Below are 19,859 nucleotides of genomic sequence, written 5' to 3'. Positions count from 1 at the left end.
TAGTGCACGACTTTCTACTACAAAACGTTTGGAGCACACTCGGCCACTGGCCGACGGGGAACCTCATGACGCAAGCCAATAACGCCGTGTACACCGATCTGAGTGTTGATGATCTGGTAAAAGAAGCCCTGAATCGCGGTGAAGGCGAGCTTGCCGATACCGGCGCTCTGGTTGTTCGCACCGGTCACCGCACCGGCCGTTCGCCAGTCGACCGTTTCATCGTTGAAGAGCCTTCCACCCAGGCCGCTATTGCCTGGGGCCCGATCAACCGCAAGTTCCCGGCCGACAAGTTCGATGCCCTGTGGGCTCGCGTCGAGGCCTTCAACAACGCGCAAGAGCACTTCGTTTCCCACGTGCATGTAGGCGCGGCGGAAGATCACTACCTGGCCGTGAAAATGACCACGCAGACTGCCTGGCAGAATCTGTTCGGTCGTTGCCTGTTCATCAACCCGGCCCAGTACAACCCGGCTGGCCGTGAAGAATGGCAAGTGCTCAACGTCGCCAACTTCGAGTGCGTGCCTGAGCGTGACGGCACCAACTCCGACGGTTGCGTGATCATCAACTTCGCGCAGAAGAAAGTGCTGATCGCTGGCATGCGTTACGCCGGCGAGATGAAGAAAGCCATGTTCTCGGTGCAGAACTTCCTGCTGCCGGCCGCTGACGTGCTGCCAATGCACTGCGCTGCCAACATCGGCGAAGACGGTGACGTGACCCTGTTCTTCGGTCTGTCGGGCACCGGTAAAACCACCCTGTCGGCCGACGAAAGCCGTTACCTGATCGGTGACGACGAACACGGCTGGGGCGAAGGCGTGGTGTTCAACATCGAAGGCGGTTGCTATGCCAAGTGCATCGACCTCTCCGAGAAGAACGAGCCGGTCATCTGGAAAGCCATCAAGCACGGCGCGGTGCTGGAAAACGTCGTCATCGACGACGCCAAGCACGCCGATTATGCCGATGTCAGCCTGACCCAGAACAGCCGCGCGGCGTATCCGCTGGAGCACGTTGCCAAGCGTTCCGAGAAGAACCTGGGTGGCGAGCCAAACGCGGTGATCTTCCTGACCTGCGACCTGACCGGCGTACTGCCGCCAGTGTCGATCCTCAACGAAGAGCAAGCGGCCTACCACTTCCTGTCCGGCTACACCGCACTGGTGGGTTCGACTGAAATGGGTTCGGGCAGCGGCATCAAGTCGACCTTCTCCACCTGCTTCGGCGCACCGTTCTTCCCGCGTCCGGCTGGCGAATACGCCGAACTGCTGATCAAGCGCATCCGCGGCTTCGGCTCCAAGGTCTACCTGGTCAACACCGGCTGGACCGGCGGCGGCTACGGCGTCGGCCAACGCTTCAACATCCCGACCACCCGCGCGGTGATCGCAGCGATCCAGAGCGGCGCTCTGATCGGTGCTGCCACCGAGCACCTCGACACCATCAACCTCGACGTGCCACTGGCCGTTCCGGGCGTCGACACCAACCTGCTCAACCCACGCAACACCTGGGCTGACAAGGCTGCGTACGACGAGGCAGCGAAAGCATTGGCCGGTCTGTTCATCGAGAACTTCAAGAAGTTCGAAGTGAGCGACGCGATCAAGGCGGCTGGGCCGAAGTTGTAAGTAGTAGTTTGCAGTGAATAAAAAACCGCCCTTTGGGGCGGTTTTTTCATGGGCGAAGATTTGGGTAAGCTCATCTCAACGGCGGTTCGTCACTTGCCATGTAGCAGTATTCATTCATTTTTGGCCTGATACGGCCAGAGTAATGCCACTCAACAGTACTGCAACATGATCCTCTAATTAAGGCCATTGCTGCCGTGCATGCATGACACGCAGCACTTCCACCCGGTCTTTTTTGATTGCGTAGACGATGACGTAGTTGGCGGCCGCAACGATTTCACGTGTTCCGAGGACCCTGCCCTTTCGGTACAAGGTTGGGCGCTGTCTTGCTATTTCCCCTTTTGATTCGAACATTTCATCGAGATCCGCAGCAGCGTCTGGGTTGTCCTGACCGATTCGGTCCATTATCCGGTCTCGGTCAGCAAGCGCTTCCGGGCGCCAGACCAACCTCATCAGCGCCCTCGTTGACGCAGGGCATCACGCTTGGCGGCGAATATTCGGCGAGCATCTTCATCGCTGATACTTGGCCTTGGATCATCGATGCTGATCTGCACCTGTCGCTTGAACCATTCCTCATAAGCGGCCGCTTCATGGGCTTGTTTCAACGCTTCAGAGCGATCAGGCCTGGCGTAGGTTTTCAGTTGCAGCGGGTCATAGCCGGAGGCATCCACGTTGAATTGGCTGATGCCCAAGCCCTGCAGATAGGTCACAAGCGTCTCCAGCCTCTTGAACAGGCGCACCTGACCACTGCGTTGTGCTGTCAGCGCGCATTTGCGGCTGCCTTGCCGAATCTCGACCGACCAGCCTCCTGGTTTCGCGACGATAATTGTGCCGCTCACAGAACCGTTTTCGACCAAGCGAACGAGGGCGCTGTGATCGATGATTTCAGTGCTGGCCATAAATGCGAGCCCTTCGCTGAGTAATGGCTCCCATCGTACGCAATCAATAGTAGTTTGCAAATTTTGACTCCTGGTGCTGGACACGGCGTGTGCAGCGATGATGTTTCGTTTGTTACTTGGCCGGGGGCATCTGACTTGCAGCAGGTCCCAGCCGTCCTGTGTCAGCAGGTACAGGGCGTGGGTGATGTGGGTGTCGCTGCCAAAGCAGCGACACCCACGACTATAGGTTCGCACCACCCGCTCGCGATAGCCGACAAGACATCGCGTGAAGTAGGAATGGGGCGAACAATTCGCCAGACGTTGCTACCGATTCTTAAACGCTTTTCAACGCAAATGTTGGTAGCCAGAAATATCCAGCAGGCTTGTGGTCAGTCCTGTTGCCGGCCGGTAGATCGTGCCTTTGACTGCCGAGAACGGCACGCCTTTGCTGCCCAGCGAGACACAGCGCTCGCCTTTTTCCTGTTCGGTGAAATAGGTGTAGGACTGGCTGTGCATCTTCTTGTAGCGGGCTTCGTCGCTGACGATGGTGCCGGTGAAGCGCAGCAGGTCGGCATCGCTCAGGTTGAGCGTTTTGCTCAGTGGCACGCCCCAACGCTTGAGGCAGGTTTCCGCCAGATGGCGAACGATGCGGCCGGGCTCGATCAGCGCATTGAGGTCGCTGCTGTTGGTGGGATCGCCGCCGAGGGCCGTGGCGTTGCCGGCGAGGGTGGCGTGGCGACCGGCCATTGGATAGATCGAGGTTTTGGTGCCGGTAGCGGTTTGCGGGATCACGCAGATGAAGCCTTTTGAGCGCTCGTCGCGGGCATAGAAGGCGATGTATTCCTTGACGTTGGATTGAAGTTTGACGCGGTTTTCCTGGAAGTTGCCGATGCCCGGGACTGGATCAATCGCAAATATATTCACCGGAATATGTTTGAGTGCAGCGTCCTGGAACATCGCATTGGCGAGCATGTGGCAACTGATACCGCCACGGCTCCAGCCGACCAGATTGACTCGCGCGGGAATAACGCCGTTCTTGCGGAAAGTCTTGATGATCTGTTCCTGCAACTTCTGTTGCGTGATGCTCCGATCGCCATAGTTATACTGGCGCCAGAACCAGGAGCCTTCCACTTTCACATCTTCAATAGGAATGCCTGCGGCTTTCAGACGGTTATATTCTAACTCGGTCAGTTGTTTACGCTGCCAGTCGCATTTGCCTTTGATAATGTTCACAGCGTGCTGCACGTTTTCATCCCAGCCTTTGCCGAACAGCGTGCCGGACAGGCCGTATTCAGAGGTCTTGGTGAACAGGTCGTCGGCTTGCATATTGCCGCTGCCAGGGCCATCGACGACGATCCACTCGGCAAATTCGCGTCCGCTGTGGTGTGCAGCGAGCGTAGAAACGATTTCGCCGTCCCAGAAGCTTTTATGTTTGTCATCAAATTTGTTGGAGCCGGTGCCGCAGAAAAATATTGTTAAAGTTGTCATTTCGTTGCTCTTGCTTATGTATAAGAGCAGTCAAGTTAGTTTTAGGTGGTGTTAAAAATAAAGGGCGCTGTTGTGTCTGCGTTTGTAATGTGAAGTTTGTTATATATGTAGCTGAGCTTTTCGAAAGTATGTCGAGGCGCTTCGATTGTTAAACGCTTGGTTTTCGCTTCCCATGTATCATTCAGTATCGATTCACCCCCGACCCTTTCTCGACTCGCTGCGATCGCCCGCTAGGCTTTGGGCATGGCAGCAGTCAAAGGAGTGACAGTAAATGCACCACACCCTGGAACAGGTTTTTGGTTATCCACAGTTTCGCCCCGGTCAGGAGGCCGCTGTCAGCGCGGTGCTGGCGGGGCGATCCGCGGCGGCGATCTTTCCCACCGGCTCCGGCAAATCGCTTTGCTACCAACTGCCGGCACTTTTACTGCCACACCTGACATTGGTGGTCTCGCCGTTGCTGGCGTTGATGCAGGATCAACTGGCGTTTCTCAAGTCCCGCGGCATCTCGGCAGGCAGTATCGATTCGGCGCAGAGCCGCGAGGATGCCAACGACGTCATGGCCCGTGCACGTTCGGGCGAGCTGAAAATTCTGATGATCTCCGTCGAGCGCTTGAAGAACGAGCGCTTCCGCAATTTCCTGCAGCAGGTGCCGATCTCGTTGCTGGTGGTCGACGAGGCGCACTGCATTTCCGAATGGGGCCACAACTTCCGGCCGGACTATCTGAAACTCCCCGACTACCAGCGTCAGTTCAACATTCCGCAGGCTTTGCTGCTCACCGCCACGGCGACACCAAAAGTCATCGCCGACATGCAGGCCAAATTCGCCATCGCTCCGGCAGATGTGGTGACCACCGGATTTTACCGGCCTAACCTCAACCTGCTGGTCGAGCCTGTACGCGGTCAGGACAAACGCCGGCGTCTGGTCGAATGGATGACCGAGCGTCCCGGGCAACCGAGCATTGTCTACGTGACGTTGCAGAAGACCGCCGAGCACATCGCCGAGCATCTTCAACGCAACGGAATCCAGGCCGAGGCATACCACGCAGGTTTGCCCCACGATCAGCGTGAAGACATTCAACGCCGCTTCATGGCCGGGCAGTCCAATTGCATTGTCGCCACCATTGCCTTCGGCATGGGCATCGACAAGAGCGACATCCGCAACGTGGTGCATTTCGATCTGCCCAAATCCATCGAAAACTACAGCCAGGAAATCGGCCGCGCCGGGCGTGACGGGCAGCCCTCCGACTGCCTGGTACTGGCCAACCGCGACAGCCTCAATGTGCTGGAAAACTTCGTCTACGGTGATACGCCCGAACGCGACGGGATTCATTATGTGCTCGAAGAGCTCAAAGCCTCAGTGCCGGACGGACAATGGGAGTTTTTGCTTGGGCCATTGGCGGATCAGAGCAACATTCGCTCGTTGCCGTTGAAGACTTTGCTGGTGCAGCTGGAACTGCGAGGCCTGATCGCGCCGCGCTACGCTTATTACGCTGAATACCGCTTCAAATATCTGCTTGAGCCTGAAGCATTGCTCCAGCGCTTCGAAGGCGAGCGCAGGGATTTCGTTGCGGCGATCATCAGGACGTCCACGCGAGCACGCACCTGGGCCACAGTAGATTTCGAGGCGATGTATTCGCAGTATTCCGCCGAGCGCAATCGCGTGGTGACAGCGCTGGATTACTTTCAGGAAAAGGGCTGGGTCGAGCTGGAGAGCAAGCAGATGACCGAGGTCTACAGCCTGCTGCACAGTGATTTCGCCAGCGATGCCCTGAGCGCTGAGCTGCACGAGTATTTCACCCGCCACGAACAGACTGAAGTGGCGCGGATTCACGCCATGCTTGAGGTGTTCGCCACCGAACGCTGCCTGGGTTATCGCCTGGCCGAGTATTTCGGTGACCACAATGCCCCCGAGCGTTGTGGCCATTGTTCGGTATGTCACGGCCAGATCGCGCGGTTGCCGGAGCCGCCGCCATTGCCGCCGCTTGTGGATAAAAACTTCGCGAAGTTGTGTGGTGAATTTATCCACAGGCATGAGCAGCAAACGGGGCGTATTCCATCGGCCGAACGTCTGACGCGGTTCCTGTGCGGAATCAGCGTGCCGTTGTTCACCAAACTCAAGGCGCGGGCGATACCGGGTTTTGCTGCGTTGGAAGAATACCCCTACGCGCAGGTCCGCGAGTGGGCGCAAGAGCACCTTTGACCCCTGTAGGAGCTGCCGAAGGCTGCGATCTTTTGATGTTGATTTTTTCAAGATCAAAAGATCGCAGCCTTCGGCAGCTCCTACTTCAAGTGTCATCAAGGCAGAGCCTCCATCCATCCGCTGAATGTCGATCATCACGCTAATAAACTTCAAAAACCGCCGTTGCCTGACTAAGGTTGGAATCTGTCTTCGGGCCACCCACAAGAGAACAACATGAGCCAGACATCCTTCGAAATCCAGCAAGCTGCGGTGATCGGTGCGGGCACCATGGGCCGTGGCATCGTCATGTGCCTGGCCAATGCCGGCGTGAGCGTGCAGTGGGTGGACAACAATCCACAGATGCTTGAGCAGGCGCTGACGACGGTCGCCGAAACTTATGCACACAACGTGCGTCAGGGCCGCATCGATCAGGCCGAAGCGGATGCGCGAATGGCTCGCGTATCAGCAGCGGCGGATTACGCATCGATTCGCAATGTCGATCTGGTGATCGAAGCGGTGTACGAAAACCTTGAACTGAAGCAGAAGATCTTTCGCGAGCTGGATGGCTTGCTCAAGCCCGAGGCTTTGCTGGCGAGCAACACCTCGGCGCTGGACATCGACGCCATCGCGGCTGCGACCCGGCGCCCGGAACAGGTGCTGGGTCTGCATTTCTTCAGCCCCGCGCACATCATGAAATTGCTGGAAATCGTGCGCGGTGCGCAGACCTCGCCAGCGGCGCTGGAGGCCGCGCTGGCACTCGGCAAGCGCATGGGCAAGGTCAGTGTGGTGTCGGGCAACTGCCACGGTTTTATCGGCAACCGCGTGCTGCATCCGTATGTACTGGAAGCGCGCAAGATGCTTCTCGAAGGCGCTTATCCACAGCAGGTGGATACCGCGCTGCAAGGCTTCGGCTTCGCCATGGGGCCGTTTCGCATGTACGACGTGGTTGGCATCGATCTGGAATGGCGTGCTCGAGAGCTAGCTGGCAAGGGGCAGGATGCGCCCGAAGTTCAGGTGGATAACCGCCTGTGCGAGATGGGCCGGTTCGGGCAGAAGTCCGGTAACGGTTATTATCATTATGAGCCGGGCAGTCGCCAGGCCGAGCATGATCCTGAGGTCGATGCATTGGTACTGCGGGTCAGCGAAGAGCTGGGTTTCCAGCGTCGCGACATCGGTCCCGAAGAAATCCTTGAGCGCTGTTTGCTGGCTCTGGTCAACGAAGGCGCGAAGATTTTGCAGGAAGGCATTGCCGGCTCGGCCCATGACATCGATCTGGTGTACTTGAACGGCTATGGTTTTCCAGCGGATAAGGGTGGGCCGATGGCGTGGGCGGATCGGCAGGGGCTAGCGGATATTCATCAGCGCTTGCTGGCGCTGGAGACACGCCAGGGCGATCAGTGGAAGCCGGCGCGGTTGATTGGCGAACTGGCGGCGCAGGGGAAGGGGTTTGCTGATCGCTGACACCAGTCGGCTGTGCTGACGCCTTCGCGAGCAGGCTCGCTCCCACAGGTAAAGTGTTCGTCATCACGATCAAATTCAATTAAGAGAATGCGAGAACCCTGCATGAATCAACGCTGCGACTACCCCCACTTCCAGCCCATCACCACACGCTGGCACGACAACGACGCCTACGGTCACGTCAACAACGTTACCTACTACAGCTTCTTCGACACGGCGGTGAATACCTACCTGATTCAGGTCGGTGGCCTGGATATTCATGACGGCGAAGTGGTGGGGTTCGTGGTCAGTTCCGCCTGCGATTACTTTGCCTCGATCGCTTTCCCCGATCTGATCGAGATCGGACTGCGGGTCGGCAAGCTGGGCAACAGTTCGGTGCAATATGAATTGGCTGTGTTCAAGGTCGGCGAAAGCGAGGCGTGTGCGGCGGGACGGTTCGTGCATGTGTTTGTCGATCGGGCGAGCAATCAGCCGGTGCCGATTCCTGCCGGTTTGCGCGGGGCGCTGGAGCGGCTGGTGGTCTAGACGCGCAAAAAAAATCGCAGCCCAAAAGCTGCGATTTTTTGTTCAAGCCTTCGCCTTAGTGGTGGCGATAGTACTTGTGATGCTTGCGGTGGCCGTAGGCATGGCCGCGACCTGGATGACCACGGTCGCGGTAGTAGCGACGGTCATCATGGCGACGGTCGTAACGACGATCATCGTCGTCACTCTTGTTGCCCATGTAGTTACCCAGTGCGCCACCTGCGCCGCCACCAGCGGCGGAGCCGATCAGGCTGCCGGTGGTGCCGCCGAGACTACGGCCAACCACGTTACCGCCGGCTGCACCCAGTGCACCGCCGATGGCCGCTTCGCCACGGCTGCGCTTGTCTGCACCGACCGCACTACCACCCGCGCCGCCCAGGGCTGCGCCGATGGTGGAACCTGTATTGCCGCCTAACGATTGACCGACGACCGAGCCAAGAACCCCGCCCAATGCGCCGCCCACACCTGCTTCGGTGGTGCCTCCGGCAGAAGCGAAGCCACTGACCAGGCCAAGGGACAACAAGAGAATCGAGGAGAACTTCATAGAGGATGAGCCTCAAAGGGATGACGGCGCCGATCCTGAGGCTCTGCATTGGGCGTGACAATCAAAATCCGACGAATAACACGACTTGTATACAATAATGCAAGTTACTGTTTTTTCACCGGAACTTAACCGATTTTCGCCGGTCTTTAGCTACTTCGGACAGGCCGTTTTCATGCAGAAACGGCCTTTTTTGTGGGCGGTCGAAAATCTTCGCCACGGCAGATCTGTTGACAGGTCGATCGCATTCGCGAGCAGGCTCGCTCCCACCTTTGAAATGCATTCCAAGTGTGGGAGCGAGCCTGCTCGCGAAGGGGCCGGATCTGGCTCCGCGGTTAAGCGGATTTAGCCATGATCAACCCAGTTTCACTCGCCGCTTCCAGCCGGATCGCAATGAACTTCGACGTCGGCGTGTGGCTGCCATCCCCCGTACTTTCCAGCGGCACCAGCGGATTGACCTCCGGATAGTACGCCGCCGCCTGCCCCGCAGGAATATCGAACGCCAACAATGTAAAACCTTTCACCCGACGCTCGCGACCGTCGTCCCAGATCGACACGATGTCGGCCTTCTGCCCCGGACGGAAGCCCAGGCGAATGATGTCGGCCTCGTTGGCGAACAGCACGTCACGCTGGCCCTTCACGCCGCGATAACGGTCGTCGAGACCATAGATCGTCGTGTTGTACTGATCGTGGGAACGCATCGATTGCAGGATCAGATCCGGCACCTGGCCGGTGGCGCGGGTGCGTTCGTGAACCAGATCTTTCGGCAACTGGTTGGCGCGGAAATTGGCACGGCCCGATGGCGTGTTCCACTTGCGGGCGCCAGCCGAGTTGCCCAGATAGAAGCCGCCCGGGTTTTTGATCTTGTCGTTGAAGTCTTTGAAACTCGGGATGGTGTCGGCGATCAGTTCGCGAATGCGCCCGTAATCGGCCACCAGCCAGTTCCAGTCCACCGGTTGGCTGCCCAACGTCGCGGCAGCGATGCCGGCGATGATCGACGGCTCCGAGCGCATCTGGTTCGACAGCGGCTGCAACTGGCCGTTGGAAGCGTGGACCATGCTGAACGAGTCTTCCACAGTCACCGCTTGCGGGCCTTCGGTCTGGATGTCGATGTCGGTACGGCCCAGGCACGGCAGGATCAGCGCGTCTTTACCGTGAGCGAGGTGGCTGCGGTTGAGTTTGGTGCTGATCTGCACAGTCAGGTCACAGTTGCTCAGCGCTTCGAAGGTGCGTGAGCTGTCCGGCGTGGCTTGGGCGAAGTTGCCGCCCAAGCCGATGAACACCTTGGCGCGACCTTCGGCCATCGCATGGATTGCCTCGACCACGTTGTGACCGTTATGACGCGGCACCTTGAACTGGAAGCGACGCTCCAGCGAATCGAGGAACGCCACCGGTGGACGCTCGTTGATGCCCATGGTGCGGTCGCCCTGCACGTTGCTGTGACCACGCACCGGGCACAGACCGGCGCCAGGTTTGCCGATATTGCCGCGCAGCAGCATCAGATTGGCGATTTCCTGAATGGTCGGCACCGAATGACGGTGCTGGGTGATGCCCATGGCCCAGCACATGATCACGTTCTTGCCTTTGGCGTACATGCGCGCTGCTTGCTCGATCTCGACCAGGGTCAGGCCCGATTGCTCGACGATCTGCTCCCACGAGGTATCGTCGACCGTGGCGAGGTACTCCAGCACGTTGGCGCTGTGAGCATTGAGGAAGTCATGATCGAACACCGCTGGCTCGCCCGCCTTCTGCGCATCGCGTTCCCATTGCAGGAGGAACTTGGCCATGCCGCGCAGCACCGCCATGTCGCCGCCGAGTGCCGGGCGGAAGTACGCAGTGTTGGTCGGCTTGTCGCCGTTGGTGAGCATTTCGATGGGGTGCTGGGGATGCTGAAAACGCTCCAGACCGCGCTCTTTCAGCGGATTGATGCACACCACTTGGGCGCCGCGTTTCACCGCTTCACGCAACGGTTCGAGCATGCGCGGATGGTTGGTGCCGGGGTTCTGGCCCCAGACGAAAATCGCGTCGGCGTGTTCGAAGTCGTCGAAGGTCACCGTGCCTTTGCCGACCCCGACACTCTGCGCCAACGCTACGCCGCTGGCCTCGTGGCACATGTTCGAACAGTCAGGGAAATTGTTGGTGCCGTAAGCCCGCACGAACAGTTGATACAGATACGCCGCTTCGTTGCTGGCGCGCCCCGAGGTGTAGAACTCTGCCTGATCCGGGCTCGGCAGATTGCGCAGGTGCTTGCCGATCAGAGCGAAGGCATCTTCCCAACTGATCGGCTTGTAGCGATCGGACTCGGCGTCGTAGACCATCGGCTCGGTCAGGCGACCCTGATATTCCAGCCAGTAATCGCTCTGCTCCAGCAGCGAAGTGACGCTGTGCTTGGCGAAGAATTTGGCATCGACGCGACGCTTGGTCGCTTCCCAGTTCACCGCTTTGGCGCCGTTCTCGCAGAACTTGACCATGCCGCTCTCCGGCGAATCACCCCAGGCGCAACCCGGGCAGTCGAAGCCGCCGTTCTGGTTGGTCTTGAGCATCATGCGCAGGTTTTTCAGGGCGTTGTCGCTGGTCAGCCACGCCTGGGCCACACTGATCAGGGCGCCCCAGCCGCCGGCGGCACCTTTGTAAGGCTTGTAGCGCGGGACAGGTTTCTGGTCGGCTTGATGATGTTGGCTCACGCTTGATTCTCCATCGCGGGGCTGTACACCCGCGGCGCACTTTTCTGCGGCAGGTGGATGAGATTGAGGTTGTGGCGCCGGGCCCATTGCACGGCCAGGCCGGTAGGCGCCGACAGGCTGACCAGGGTCTGGATGCCGGCACGCAAGACTTTCTGGATCAATTCGAGGCTGCAACGGCTGGTGACGATCGCCAGCCCGCCCTCTGTGGATATCTTCTGGCGGATCAGTCCGCCGATCAGCTTGTCCAGCGCGTTATGCCGACCGATGTCTTCACGACCGAGCAGCAGTTCACCACTGGCGTTCATGAACACCGCCGCGTGCACCGCGCCGCAATGCTGGCCGAGCGGCTGGAAGGCGCCGATGCGCTGGCGCAAACCGTCGAGCCATTCAATCGGTGGCAAGGCTGCGCCCGGCAACACCTTGAGCTCAGGCAGCGCCTGTTCGACGGCTTCGACGCCGCACAGTCCGCAGCCGCTGGTGCCGGCCAACTGCCGACGCTGCTGTTTGAGGTTCCAGAATGCGCGATTGGCGATGGTCACTTGCGCGTATTGCGCCGAGCCTGCGCCTGTCAGTTGCAGATCGTAGATATCGCTGGCGTCTTCGATGATGCCGCTACCGAGGCTGAAACCGACGATGAAATCTTCAAGGTCGGTCGGGGTCACCAGCATCACCGCCTGGCTGATGCCGTTGTAGGCGATCGCCAACGCGACTTCCTCGGCCAGCGCGGTGCTGGCCGATGCCTCAAAGGGTAAATCGCTGTAGCTGTAGGTCTGGCTGGCGGCTGGCGCGGGCGTTTCGATTGCTGGCGCCGCGCAGGCTGGACGCTTGGCGTTCATGGCATCACCGACGGTTTGATCTAGGTCAAGACTAGGCGCGGCAAGTTGTCGCGTCTAATCGCTATTACCGATCTACCGATAGATGCCGTCGATCAAGCGTCTTTTGACGATTTCTGATAAAGCGCGAAACAGGCTTCCGCCAGCGCTGAACGCGGCGCGCCACGGCGCATGATCAGGCCCAGCGGGGCGAGAGTGTGGGCATTTTCTATCGGTTGCAGGCGCAGGTGATCGGCGAGGGTTTCCGCGCCGCCGTCGAGGGGCATGATCGCGCAGCAAAAACCGCCGTGTACTGCTTGCAGCAGTTGATGCACGGCGTCGGTTTGCAACAGCGGTTGCGGCGTCAGGCCGCGGCTGTGGAAGTTGTGGTCGATGGACTGGCGAAAGTGCATGCCGCTGGTGAGCATGCACAGCGGCAATTCGATCAGCGATTCCCAGCTCAGGGGTTCTTCGCCGAAGTTGAACGAGCGCTCGTCATAGAGCAGGCCCATGCGCGTCTCGTTAAAGGCCAGCGAATCGAACCGCTCGCTGTCCAGACGCTCCAGATACGAAACGCCAATGTCGATGCGGTTGTTCGCCAAGTGTTCGAGCACCTGCTCGGAGCTCAGCGACGACAGCTCGAAGCGCAGGTCCGGGTGCGCCGCGTGCAGACGTTGCATCAGCGGCAAGGGATCGAAGCTCGACAGCGGCACCACGCCCAGGCGCAGCGTACCGATCAGATTGCCGCGACAGGCCGCCGCTTCCGCCTGCAAGCCGTCATAGGCTGCCAGCACCGTGCGCGCCCACGCCAGCACGCGTTCGCCCGGTGCGGTGAAGCCTTCGAAGCGCTGGCCGCGATTGACCAATGGCAGGTCGAGTTCTTCCTCGAGGCTGCGCAAGCGCATCGACAGGGTCGGCTGGGTGATGTGGCAGCGCGCGGCGGCCTGGCCGAAATGGCGGGTTTCGTCGAGGGCGATGAGGAATTTCAGTTGCTTGATGTCCATCTTCGCTCCGGGCGGTTGGCGGGGTGTGGCGATTCTACCGCCAGCGGCGCGGCAGCGTCATTGGTCGGACTGGAACCGGGTTTGGCCGGGGTGGTCTAGGCTTGGACGACTGGAACCCAAATCAAGGAGTGTGCGCTATGAGTCTGTTGAGCTTTGTGAAAGAGGCCGGTGAGAAGCTGATTGATCTGTTGACCCCAGGCAATGCCAATGCGAGTGAGCAGTTGAAGGAACATATCAGCAAGGTCGGGTTGGGCAATCCCAACGTGCAGGCGACCGTGGATGGCGACAAGGTGACGGTGACCGGTGAAGTGGCGAGCCAGGAAGAGAAGGAAAAGATTCTGCTCGCGGTGGGCAACATTGCGGGCGTAGGCAGTGTCGATGATCAGATCACGGTGACCGGACCGGTCGTCGTGGCTGCCGAGTTTGTCGAGGTCAAGGCAGGTGACACGCTCAGTGCGATCTCCCTGCGCGTCTATGGCAATGCCAACCAGTACCAGAAAATCTTCGATGCCAACAAACCGATGCTCAAGGATGTGAACAAGATCTATCCGGGACAAAAACTGCGCATTCCGAAATAACGCAGTCATGTAGGAGCTGCCGAAGGCTGCGATCTTTTGACTTGGACTTTAAAAAAAGCAGATCAAAAGATCGCAGCCTGCGGCAGCTCCTACAGGGGTCAAAGCCCTGCAATCAAATCGCGGTAATCCTCGACTGCGGCAAACTCCGCCGTGTCCTTCGGCCCTTTGCGGCTGTCCGGTTCTTTCACCGCCAGCAAGTGCGCCACGCCAAAATCCCGCGCACTGCGCAGGATCGGCAAGGTGTCGTCGATAAACAGGCTGCGCGCCGGATCAAAACCTATGTCCGCCTGCAAGGCATCCCAGAACTGCGGGTTCTCCTTGGGATAACCGTAGTCATGCGAGCTGATCAGCCGCTCGAAGTACGGCGCCAGTTCGATCCGTTCCAGTTTCAACGACAGCGAATCGCGGTGCGCGTTGGTGATCATGATCACCCGTTTGCCGGCGCGTTTGATTGCGCCGAGAAAGGTATCGGCATCGGCGCGCAGAGCGATCAAGTGGGCAGTTTCCTGTTTCAGTTCACGCACCGACAATTTCAGTTCTGCGCTCCAGAAATCCAGGCAGTACCACTGCAACTGGCCAGCGTGGCGCTCGAACAACGGCTGCAATTCCAGCTCGGCCATGGCCCGGCTGATGCCGTGCAGTTCGGCGTAGCGTTGGGGCAGGTGTTCGAGCCAGAAATGGTTGTCGAAGTGCAGATCCAGCAGCGTGCCGTCCATGTCGAGCAGAACGGTATCGATGTCGGACCACGGTAAAGAAGGCATGGCAACGTCTCGAACGGTGAAAAGATATCCGACGCAAACAATCGGGAAAGCCGCGTTATAGTAGCGCGTTCACGCCAAGGAGCTTTGCATGCGCCAGAAACCCACCGTACTCGCCCGCGAGATCGTCGCCACCAGTCGCCTGTTTCGCGTCGAAGAACTCAAGCTGCGATTTTCCAATGGCGTGGAGCGCACTTACGAGCGTCTGGTCGGCAAGGGTGCGGGCTACGGCGCGGTGATGATCGTCGCGATGCTTGATGCCGAACACGCAGTGTTGATCGAGGAATACTGCGGCGGCACCGACGAGTACGAACTGTCTCTGCCCAAAGGCCTGATCGAGCCGGGCGAAGACGTGCTGGCGGCCGCTGAGCGGGAACTCAAGGAAGAGGCCGGTTATGGCGCACGTCAACTGGAACATCTGACCGAGCTGTCGCTGTCGCCCGGTTACATGAGCCAGAAAATCCAGGTGGTGCTGGCCACCGACCTGTATGAAGAGCGGCTGGAAGGTGATGAGCCGGAGCCGATGCGGGTCGACAAGGTCAACCTGCGCGAACTGTCGGCGCTGGCGCAGAATCCGCAATTTTCCGAGGGCCGCGCCTTGGCTGCGCTGTATCTGACCCGCGACCTGCTGAGCCGGCGCGGGGTGTTCAGCTATGAGTGAGACGTCGATGAATTTTCCCCATCCGCTGATGGCACCTGTGGTTGCGCTGGCTTTACAGGCTGGCGAGGCGATTCTGCCGTTCTGGCGCGCCGGCGTTGAAGTCACGGCCAAGTCCGATGATTCGCCGGTCACGGCCGCCGACCTGGCCGCCCATCACCTTATCGTTGCCGGGCTGACGGCGCTGGATCCGAGCATTCCGGTGCTGTCCGAAGAGGACGCCGACATCCCGCAAAGCGTGCGCGCCGGTTGGCAACGCTGGTGGCTGGTGGATCCGCTGGACGGTACCAAGGAGTTCATCAGCGGTAGCGAGGAATTCACCGTCAACATCGCGCTGATCGAAAATGGCCGGGTGGTGTTTGGTGTGGTGACGATGCCGACCAACGGTCGTTTTTATGTCGGCGGCGCCGGATTTGGAGCCTGGCGTGGCGACGAGGGCGGTACGCCGACGGCGATTCAGGTGCGCGATGTGCCTGCGCCGGGCGAGGCGTTTACCGTGGTCGCCAGCCGTCGACATTCCAGTCCCGAGCAAGAGCGTTTGCTGGCCGGGTTGAGCGCCAGTCTTGGTGAGTTGCAACTGGCCAATATCGGCAGTTCCTTGAAGTTCTGTCTGTTGGCCGAAGGTGCTGCTGATTGCTATCCGCGACTGGCGCCGACTTCGCAGTGGGACACGGCGGCAGCGCAGGGCGTGCTGGAAGGGGCGGGGGGCGAGGTGCTGGATTTGAAGGGTGAAGCGTTCAGTTATCCGCCGCGAGAATCGCTGTTGAACGAGTTCTTTCTGGCGCTGCCGGCGAAGGCTGCGTGGCGCGGACGGTTGTTGGAGTTGGCCCGAGGCTAACTGCCCGATCCGCAATTCCCCTCACCCCAGCCCTCTCCCCCAGGAGAGGGAGCCGACCGAGTTGTCTGGCGCTATGCATCGACCTGGGGAATCGAGTCGATTGTGGATTCGGCGAAGCAGTTTCAGGTCGACTAAAATCTGCAGCATCTTCGTATCGGTTCCCTCTCCCTCGGGAGAGGGCTAGGGTGAGGGGCTGTTGATCTTCAACGGTGCAAAACGTACTGCCCGGTAAATCTCACCGCATCGTCTTCACTTCCCGCATTCAGGATCCGCGTATCCAGCGTCAGCCGCGCCCGTCCATATCGCCGATACATCGCCACGAACCGTTTCCAGACTGCCGCATCCGGCGCCGGGCAAATGGCCATGGCGTCTCCCGTCACCGGCAGCGGATAACTGATCTGCCCTCCCTGAATGACGATATGTCCGTCGGCAATCCCTTCTTCCTTCAAACGTAAATGCAACCAGCCCCAACCGGCCAGCACCGCTGCGCAATACAGGCTGCCGCCAAACATGGTGCTCTTGTGATTGACGTTGGGCGCGAGCGGCAGGTGCAGGCTCAGTTGCTGCTCGCGCCACTCAAGCACCTCGAGGCCCATTTCGGCGGTCAGCGGAATGTCGTGATGCAGCACCGTTTGCAGGTATTCGCTTTCGCTGCTCATTCGTTGTCTTCCCCGTGGCTGCTGTCGCCGAAATTCAGACCGTGTTTGCGCAGCTTGTCATGCAGGGTCTTGCGCGGAATACCCAGAGCTTCGGCGAGGCTGCGCACCGAGCTGTGCGAGCGCGCCAGTTCGGCGGCTATCAACGATTTTTCGAAGTTTTCGACTTGCTCGCTGAGGCCGCCGCTGACCACTTCTACAGGCGCGCCGCCGCTGCCATCAGCGCTGTTGTCCAGTGCCAGTTCAAGGCCGAGGGCGAAGCGTTCGGCGGCATTTTGCAGTTCACGTACATTGCCTGGCCAAGTGTGGCGCAGCAGCAGGGCGCGGTGTGCCGGTTGCAGCTCGTGGGGCGGCAAGCCGTGACGGGCGCTGGCTTCATCGGCGTAATGCTGGAACAACACCAGTGCGTCTTCGCCGCGTTCGCGCAACGGCGGGATGCGCAGCGGCGCGACGTTGAGGCGGTAATACAAGTCGGCGCGGAAGCGGCCCTGATCCGCCGCCTGGCGCAGGTCTTCCTTGGTCGCGGCGATGACGCGGATGTCCAGCGGGATCAACTGATTGCCGCCCAGGCGCTCGACGACCCGCTCCTGGAGCATGCGCAGCAGTTTCACTTGCACGTCCATGCTCATGCTTTCGATTTCGTCGAGAAACAGCGTGCCGCCGTTGGCGAATTCGAATTTGCCGATGCGACGCTTCTGCGCGCCGGTGAAGGCGCCGGGCTCGTGGCCGAACAGCTCGCTTTCCACCACCGATTCGGCCAGGGCGCCGGCGTTGATCGCCACGAACGGGCCGTTGCGGCGGCTCGACAAATCGTGCAGCGCGCGGGCCACCACCTCTTTGCCGGCACCGGTTTCGCCGAGGATCAGCACGTCGGCCTTGGTCGCCGCCAGCGCGCCGATCTGTTCACGCAGGCGCAGCATTGGCGTCGAATGGCCGACCAGCCGAGCGCTCAATTCGTTGCGGTCGCTCAAGGCCAGACGCAGGCTGCGGTTGTCCAGCACCAGCCGCCGTAGCGCGAGGGCGCGACGGACGCTGTCGAGCAGTGCATCGCTGGCAAAGGGCTTTTCCAGAAAATCGTAAGCACCGGCGCGCATCGCTTGCACTGCCAGCGGTACGTCGCCATGGCCGGTGATCAGCAGCACCGGCAACTCGGGATCCTGTGCATGCAACTCGCTCAACAGTTCGAGGCCGTCCATGCCCGGCATACGGATGTCGCTGACCACCACCCCCGGCCAGTCTCGCTCAAGTTGCGCGGCCAGCCCTTTGGCTTCGGACAGCGGCAGAATTTTCAGGCCGGCCAGGTCCAGGGTCTGGCCGAGAGCCTGGCGCAAGTGCGGATCGTCGTCGATCAACACTACCTGGATGCGATTGTCGATGGTCATGCACTTCGATCCTCGGACGGTTGCAGGCTGACTCCGGGCGCGCCGGCGCGCAGGCGCAGGGTAATCAGGGCACCGCCTTGTTTGTGGTTGGCGAACGACAGCTCGCCACCAAAGGCGCGCATCAGCGTTTCACAAATGGCCAGTCCCAGACCCAGACCCTGTGTGCGGGTCTTGGTGGTGTAAAAGGGCTCGCTGGCGCGGCCAAGAGCTTCCATGCAGAACCCGGGGCCATTGTCGCGAATGTACAGATTGACGCCGTCGGCGGTGGCTTCGGCACTCAGCCACAACTTGCGCGGCGGGCCTTTTTCGGTGAGCGCATCGAGGGCGTTGGCCAGCAGATTGCCGAGCACCTGGCGCAGTCGGGTTTCGCCGGCCTCGACCCACAGCGTGGCTGCGGGCAAGTCGCGGATCAGTTCGACTTCCATGCTGCGGCGACGTTTGGCGAGTAATGCCAGCGCATCGTCCAGCGCCGGTTGCAGAGCGACGCTTTCCGGTGCGTGGCGATCGCGCCGAGCGAAGGCACGCAAGTGGGCGATGATCGAGGCCATGCGCCCGGTCAGTTCGCTGATCAGCTTGAGGTTGCCGCGCGCGTCCTCGGTGCGCTGATGATCGAGCAGCACTTCGGCGTTTTCCGCATAACTGCGAATCGCTGCCAGCGGTTGATTGAGTTCGTGGCTGATACTCGCCGACATGGTCCCCAGTGCCGACAATTTGCCGGCCTGAACCAGATCGTCCTGAGCGCGCACCAGCTCCTGCTGGGCGTGCTCGCGCTCAAGCACTTCCTGCTTCAAACGGCGGTTGAGGCCTTCCAGATCGCTGGTACGTTCGGCCACCCGGCCTTCCAGTTCGCGGCGCGCCTTGGCCTCGAAGGCGATGCGCTCCAGATAATGCCGGCGACGTTGCATCATCAAACCCACCAGCAGCATCACCACCAACAGTGTGGCGCCGCCGATCGCGACCACCGTGCGCACCGGACGATCAATCAGCGTGCGCGGGGCGAGGATGCTCACGCTCCAGCCGGTCTCGGCGATGTCGTGGGTCTGCGTCAGCCAGGCGTCAGGGCTCAGGTTCAGCGGCCGGGGTTCACGGGTCGGGTAGGGCTGGATCGCGGTGATCGCGGCGCGCTCGGCATCGCTCAACTCGCGAGTGGAGCGGAAACGCCATTCCGGGCGCGACGTCAGGATGACCACGCCGTTATGGTCGGTCACCAGCAGTTGTTCCGGGGTTTTGCCCCACAGGCTTTCCGTGTGGTCGAGGTCGACCTTGATCACCAGCACGCCGATGATTTTTTCGCCGTTGCGCACAGCAGCGGCGAAGAAATAGCCGCGCTTGGCCGAGGTGGTGCCGAGGCCGAAGAAGCGTCCGAGGCGCCCGGCCATGGCTTCACTGAAATACGGGCGGAAGGCGAAGTTGCGGCCGACGAAGCTGTCGCGTTTGTCCCAGTTCGACGCCGCCAGTGTCTGGCCGGAGGTGTCCATCAGATACATGACTTCAGCGCCGGTCTGCGCAGCGATGTTTTTCAGCAGGCGATTGGCGTTGCCTTGGGTCACGCCGTCGTCCGGCGCACCGAGCACCGCGCGCAGGGCCGGCAGATCGCCGAGAATCTGCGGCAACACTTCATAGCGATGCAGGGTGCCGAGCAGGTTGGCGACGTACAGATCGAGGGTCTGGCGATTCTGTCCGGCGAGTTCGCTGCGGTAATAGCGTTCGGCGAGATGTTCCAGCGGCCACAGCAGCGGCGCCAGGCACAGGGCCAACAGTGCGAGGCTGCGCCAGCGAGGTCTGCGAGGGAGAGATGCTTTCATGAGCCGGTAGCGCC

Annotated in this window: 18 protein-coding genes; 7 read left to right on the top strand and 11 right to left on the bottom strand. The window is 60.3% G+C overall.

Annotated features, from left to right (window positions below; all coding sequences use genetic code 11):
- Positions 1-65: 65 nt before the first annotated feature.
- On the top strand, positions 66-1,607 hold the full coding sequence (locus AC0Z5Z_RS07705; protein ID WP_016772179.1) for a phosphoenolpyruvate carboxykinase: 1,542 nt from the start codon (positions 66-68) through the stop codon (positions 1,605-1,607).
- Between the two features lie 177 nt (positions 1,608-1,784).
- On the opposite strand, the gene AC0Z5Z_RS07700 is transcribed toward AC0Z5Z_RS07705, so the two are convergent.
- From AC0Z5Z_RS07700 to AC0Z5Z_RS07690, 3 genes are all read right to left on the bottom strand, one after another.
- Positions 1,785-2,057 carry a type II toxin-antitoxin system RelE/ParE family toxin gene (locus AC0Z5Z_RS07700; protein WP_056787114.1) on the bottom strand — a complete coding sequence of 91 codons (273 nt, stop codon included), beginning with the start codon at positions 2,055-2,057 and terminating at the stop codon, positions 1,785-1,787.
- On the bottom strand, positions 2,057-2,503 hold the full coding sequence (locus AC0Z5Z_RS07695) for an antitoxin PaaA2 family protein (protein WP_056787116.1): 447 nt from the start codon (positions 2,501-2,503) through the stop codon (positions 2,057-2,059). Before AC0Z5Z_RS07695 ends, AC0Z5Z_RS07700 begins: the two co-directional genes overlap by 1 nt.
- A gap of 324 nt (positions 2,504-2,827) precedes the next feature.
- The gene (locus AC0Z5Z_RS07690; RefSeq protein ID WP_485610930.1) at positions 2,828-3,970 is read right to left on the bottom strand and encodes a lipase family protein; all 1,143 of its coding nucleotides are present in this window, start codon (positions 3,968-3,970) and stop codon (positions 2,828-2,830) included.
- A gap of 271 nt (positions 3,971-4,241) precedes the next feature.
- Between AC0Z5Z_RS07690 and AC0Z5Z_RS07685 the strand changes: the two genes are divergently transcribed.
- The 3 genes from AC0Z5Z_RS07685 (at position 4,242) to AC0Z5Z_RS07675 (ending at position 8,132) form a co-directional block, all read left to right on the top strand.
- Positions 4,242-6,170 carry a RecQ family ATP-dependent DNA helicase gene (locus AC0Z5Z_RS07685; protein ID WP_150637926.1) on the top strand — a complete coding sequence of 643 codons (1,929 nt, stop codon included), beginning with the start codon at positions 4,242-4,244 and terminating at the stop codon, positions 6,168-6,170.
- A 213-nt stretch (positions 6,171-6,383) separates the two neighbouring features.
- Complete coding sequence (locus tag AC0Z5Z_RS07680) at positions 6,384-7,610, top strand: 3-hydroxyacyl-CoA dehydrogenase (protein ID WP_485610929.1); 1,227 nt, start codon at positions 6,384-6,386, stop codon at positions 7,608-7,610.
- A gap of 102 nt (positions 7,611-7,712) precedes the next feature.
- Positions 7,713-8,132 carry an acyl-CoA thioesterase gene (locus AC0Z5Z_RS07675; protein WP_071174077.1) on the top strand — a complete coding sequence of 140 codons (420 nt, stop codon included), beginning with the start codon at positions 7,713-7,715 and terminating at the stop codon, positions 8,130-8,132.
- Positions 8,133-8,187: 55 nt separating this feature from the next.
- Here AC0Z5Z_RS07675 and AC0Z5Z_RS07670 read toward each other — a convergent pair whose 3' ends face one another.
- From AC0Z5Z_RS07670 to AC0Z5Z_RS07655, 4 genes are all read right to left on the bottom strand, one after another.
- Entirely contained in the window at positions 8,188-8,673 is a 486-nt protein-coding gene (locus AC0Z5Z_RS07670) for a glycine zipper domain-containing protein (protein WP_039756448.1), read from the bottom strand.
- A 332-nt stretch (positions 8,674-9,005) separates the two neighbouring features.
- Entirely contained in the window at positions 9,006-11,354 is a 2,349-nt protein-coding gene (locus AC0Z5Z_RS07665; RefSeq protein ID WP_056787127.1) for an FdhF/YdeP family oxidoreductase, read from the bottom strand.
- Positions 11,351-12,190 (bottom strand): formate dehydrogenase accessory sulfurtransferase FdhD, encoded by an 840-nt coding sequence (gene fdhD / locus AC0Z5Z_RS07660; RefSeq protein ID WP_071174078.1) that lies wholly within the window; start codon positions 12,188-12,190, stop codon positions 11,351-11,353. The genes AC0Z5Z_RS07665 and fdhD overlap by 4 nt, the downstream gene beginning before the upstream one ends.
- A gap of 92 nt (positions 12,191-12,282) precedes the next feature.
- Positions 12,283-13,170, bottom strand: coding sequence for a LysR family transcriptional regulator (locus AC0Z5Z_RS07655; protein WP_024011190.1), 888 nt, complete (start codon positions 13,168-13,170; stop codon positions 12,283-12,285).
- Positions 13,171-13,307: 137 nt separating this feature from the next.
- On the opposite strand from AC0Z5Z_RS07655, the gene lysM reads away from it, so the two are divergent.
- The gene (gene lysM / locus AC0Z5Z_RS07650; RefSeq protein ID WP_123585632.1) at positions 13,308-13,748 is read left to right on the top strand and encodes a peptidoglycan-binding protein LysM; all 441 of its coding nucleotides are present in this window, start codon (positions 13,308-13,310) and stop codon (positions 13,746-13,748) included.
- Positions 13,749-13,846: 98 nt separating this feature from the next.
- Here lysM and yrfG read toward each other — a convergent pair whose 3' ends face one another.
- Complete coding sequence (gene yrfG, locus AC0Z5Z_RS07645; protein ID WP_056787135.1) at positions 13,847-14,509, bottom strand: GMP/IMP nucleotidase; 663 nt, start codon at positions 14,507-14,509, stop codon at positions 13,847-13,849.
- Between the two features lie 88 nt (positions 14,510-14,597).
- On the opposite strand from yrfG, the gene nudE reads away from it, so the two are divergent.
- Together nudE and cysQ are read left to right on the top strand one after the other, a co-directional pair.
- Complete coding sequence (gene nudE, locus AC0Z5Z_RS07640) at positions 14,598-15,167, top strand: ADP compounds hydrolase NudE (RefSeq protein ID WP_485610928.1); 570 nt, start codon at positions 14,598-14,600, stop codon at positions 15,165-15,167.
- A gap of 7 nt (positions 15,168-15,174) precedes the next feature.
- Positions 15,175-16,002 (top strand): 3'(2'),5'-bisphosphate nucleotidase CysQ, encoded by an 828-nt coding sequence (gene cysQ, locus AC0Z5Z_RS07635; RefSeq protein ID WP_095181090.1) that lies wholly within the window; start codon positions 15,175-15,177, stop codon positions 16,000-16,002.
- A 203-nt stretch (positions 16,003-16,205) separates the two neighbouring features.
- On the opposite strand, the gene AC0Z5Z_RS07630 is transcribed toward cysQ, so the two are convergent.
- The 3 genes from AC0Z5Z_RS07630 to AC0Z5Z_RS07620 are packed head-to-tail and all read right to left on the bottom strand — an operon-like array spanning position 16,206 to position 19,845.
- Positions 16,206-16,661, bottom strand: coding sequence for a thioesterase domain-containing protein (locus AC0Z5Z_RS07630; protein WP_485610927.1), 456 nt, complete (start codon positions 16,659-16,661; stop codon positions 16,206-16,208).
- Positions 16,658-18,040, bottom strand: a complete 1,383-nt coding sequence (locus AC0Z5Z_RS07625) for a sigma-54-dependent transcriptional regulator (protein WP_041477494.1) — start codon at positions 18,038-18,040, stop codon at positions 16,658-16,660. The genes AC0Z5Z_RS07630 and AC0Z5Z_RS07625 overlap by 4 nt, the downstream gene beginning before the upstream one ends.
- Positions 18,037-19,845 carry a sensor histidine kinase gene (locus AC0Z5Z_RS07620; protein ID WP_457264667.1) on the bottom strand — a complete coding sequence of 603 codons (1,809 nt, stop codon included), beginning with the start codon at positions 19,843-19,845 and terminating at the stop codon, positions 18,037-18,039. Before AC0Z5Z_RS07620 ends, AC0Z5Z_RS07625 begins: the two co-directional genes overlap by 4 nt.
- Positions 19,846-19,859: the final 14 nt, after the last annotated feature.

The sequence above is a fragment of the Pseudomonas sp. 1L-E-NC-VB-C3 genome (genome assembly GCF_057291535.1).
The sequence above is the reverse complement of the archived record's forward strand: the minus strand, read 5'-3'. Positions and strand labels throughout refer to the sequence as shown.

Coding starts and splice junctions, on each gene's coding strand:
- AC0Z5Z_RS07705 (WP_016772179.1), top strand. CDS start 66: ATGACGCAAGCCAATAACGCCGTGTACACCGATCTGAGTGTTGATGAT.
- AC0Z5Z_RS07700 (WP_056787114.1), bottom strand. CDS start 2,057: ATGAGGTTGGTCTGGCGCCCGGAAGCGCTTGCTGACCGAGACCGGATA.
- AC0Z5Z_RS07695 (WP_056787116.1), bottom strand. CDS start 2,503: ATGGCCAGCACTGAAATCATCGATCACAGCGCCCTCGTTCGCTTGGTC.
- AC0Z5Z_RS07690 (WP_485610930.1), bottom strand. CDS start 3,970: ATGACAACTTTAACAATATTTTTCTGCGGCACCGGCTCCAACAAATTT.
- AC0Z5Z_RS07685 (WP_150637926.1), top strand. CDS start 4,242: ATGCACCACACCCTGGAACAGGTTTTTGGTTATCCACAGTTTCGCCCC.
- AC0Z5Z_RS07680 (WP_485610929.1), top strand. CDS start 6,384: ATGAGCCAGACATCCTTCGAAATCCAGCAAGCTGCGGTGATCGGTGCG.
- AC0Z5Z_RS07675 (WP_071174077.1), top strand. CDS start 7,713: ATGAATCAACGCTGCGACTACCCCCACTTCCAGCCCATCACCACACGC.
- AC0Z5Z_RS07670 (WP_039756448.1), bottom strand. CDS start 8,673: ATGAAGTTCTCCTCGATTCTCTTGTTGTCCCTTGGCCTGGTCAGTGGC.
- fdhD (WP_071174078.1), bottom strand. CDS start 12,190: ATGAACGCCAAGCGTCCAGCCTGCGCGGCGCCAGCAATCGAAACGCCC.
- AC0Z5Z_RS07655 (WP_024011190.1), bottom strand. CDS start 13,170: ATGGACATCAAGCAACTGAAATTCCTCATCGCCCTCGACGAAACCCGC.
- lysM (WP_123585632.1), top strand. CDS start 13,308: ATGAGTCTGTTGAGCTTTGTGAAAGAGGCCGGTGAGAAGCTGATTGAT.
- yrfG (WP_056787135.1), bottom strand. CDS start 14,509: ATGCCTTCTTTACCGTGGTCCGACATCGATACCGTTCTGCTCGACATG.
- nudE (WP_485610928.1), top strand. CDS start 14,598: ATGCGCCAGAAACCCACCGTACTCGCCCGCGAGATCGTCGCCACCAGT.
- cysQ (WP_095181090.1), top strand. CDS start 15,175: ATGAATTTTCCCCATCCGCTGATGGCACCTGTGGTTGCGCTGGCTTTA.
- AC0Z5Z_RS07630 (WP_485610927.1), bottom strand. CDS start 16,661: ATGAGCAGCGAAAGCGAATACCTGCAAACGGTGCTGCATCACGACATT.
- AC0Z5Z_RS07625 (WP_041477494.1), bottom strand. CDS start 18,040: ATGACCATCGACAATCGCATCCAGGTAGTGTTGATCGACGACGATCCG.
- AC0Z5Z_RS07620 (WP_457264667.1), bottom strand. CDS start 19,845: ATGAAAGCATCTCTCCCTCGCAGACCTCGCTGGCGCAGCCTCGCACTG.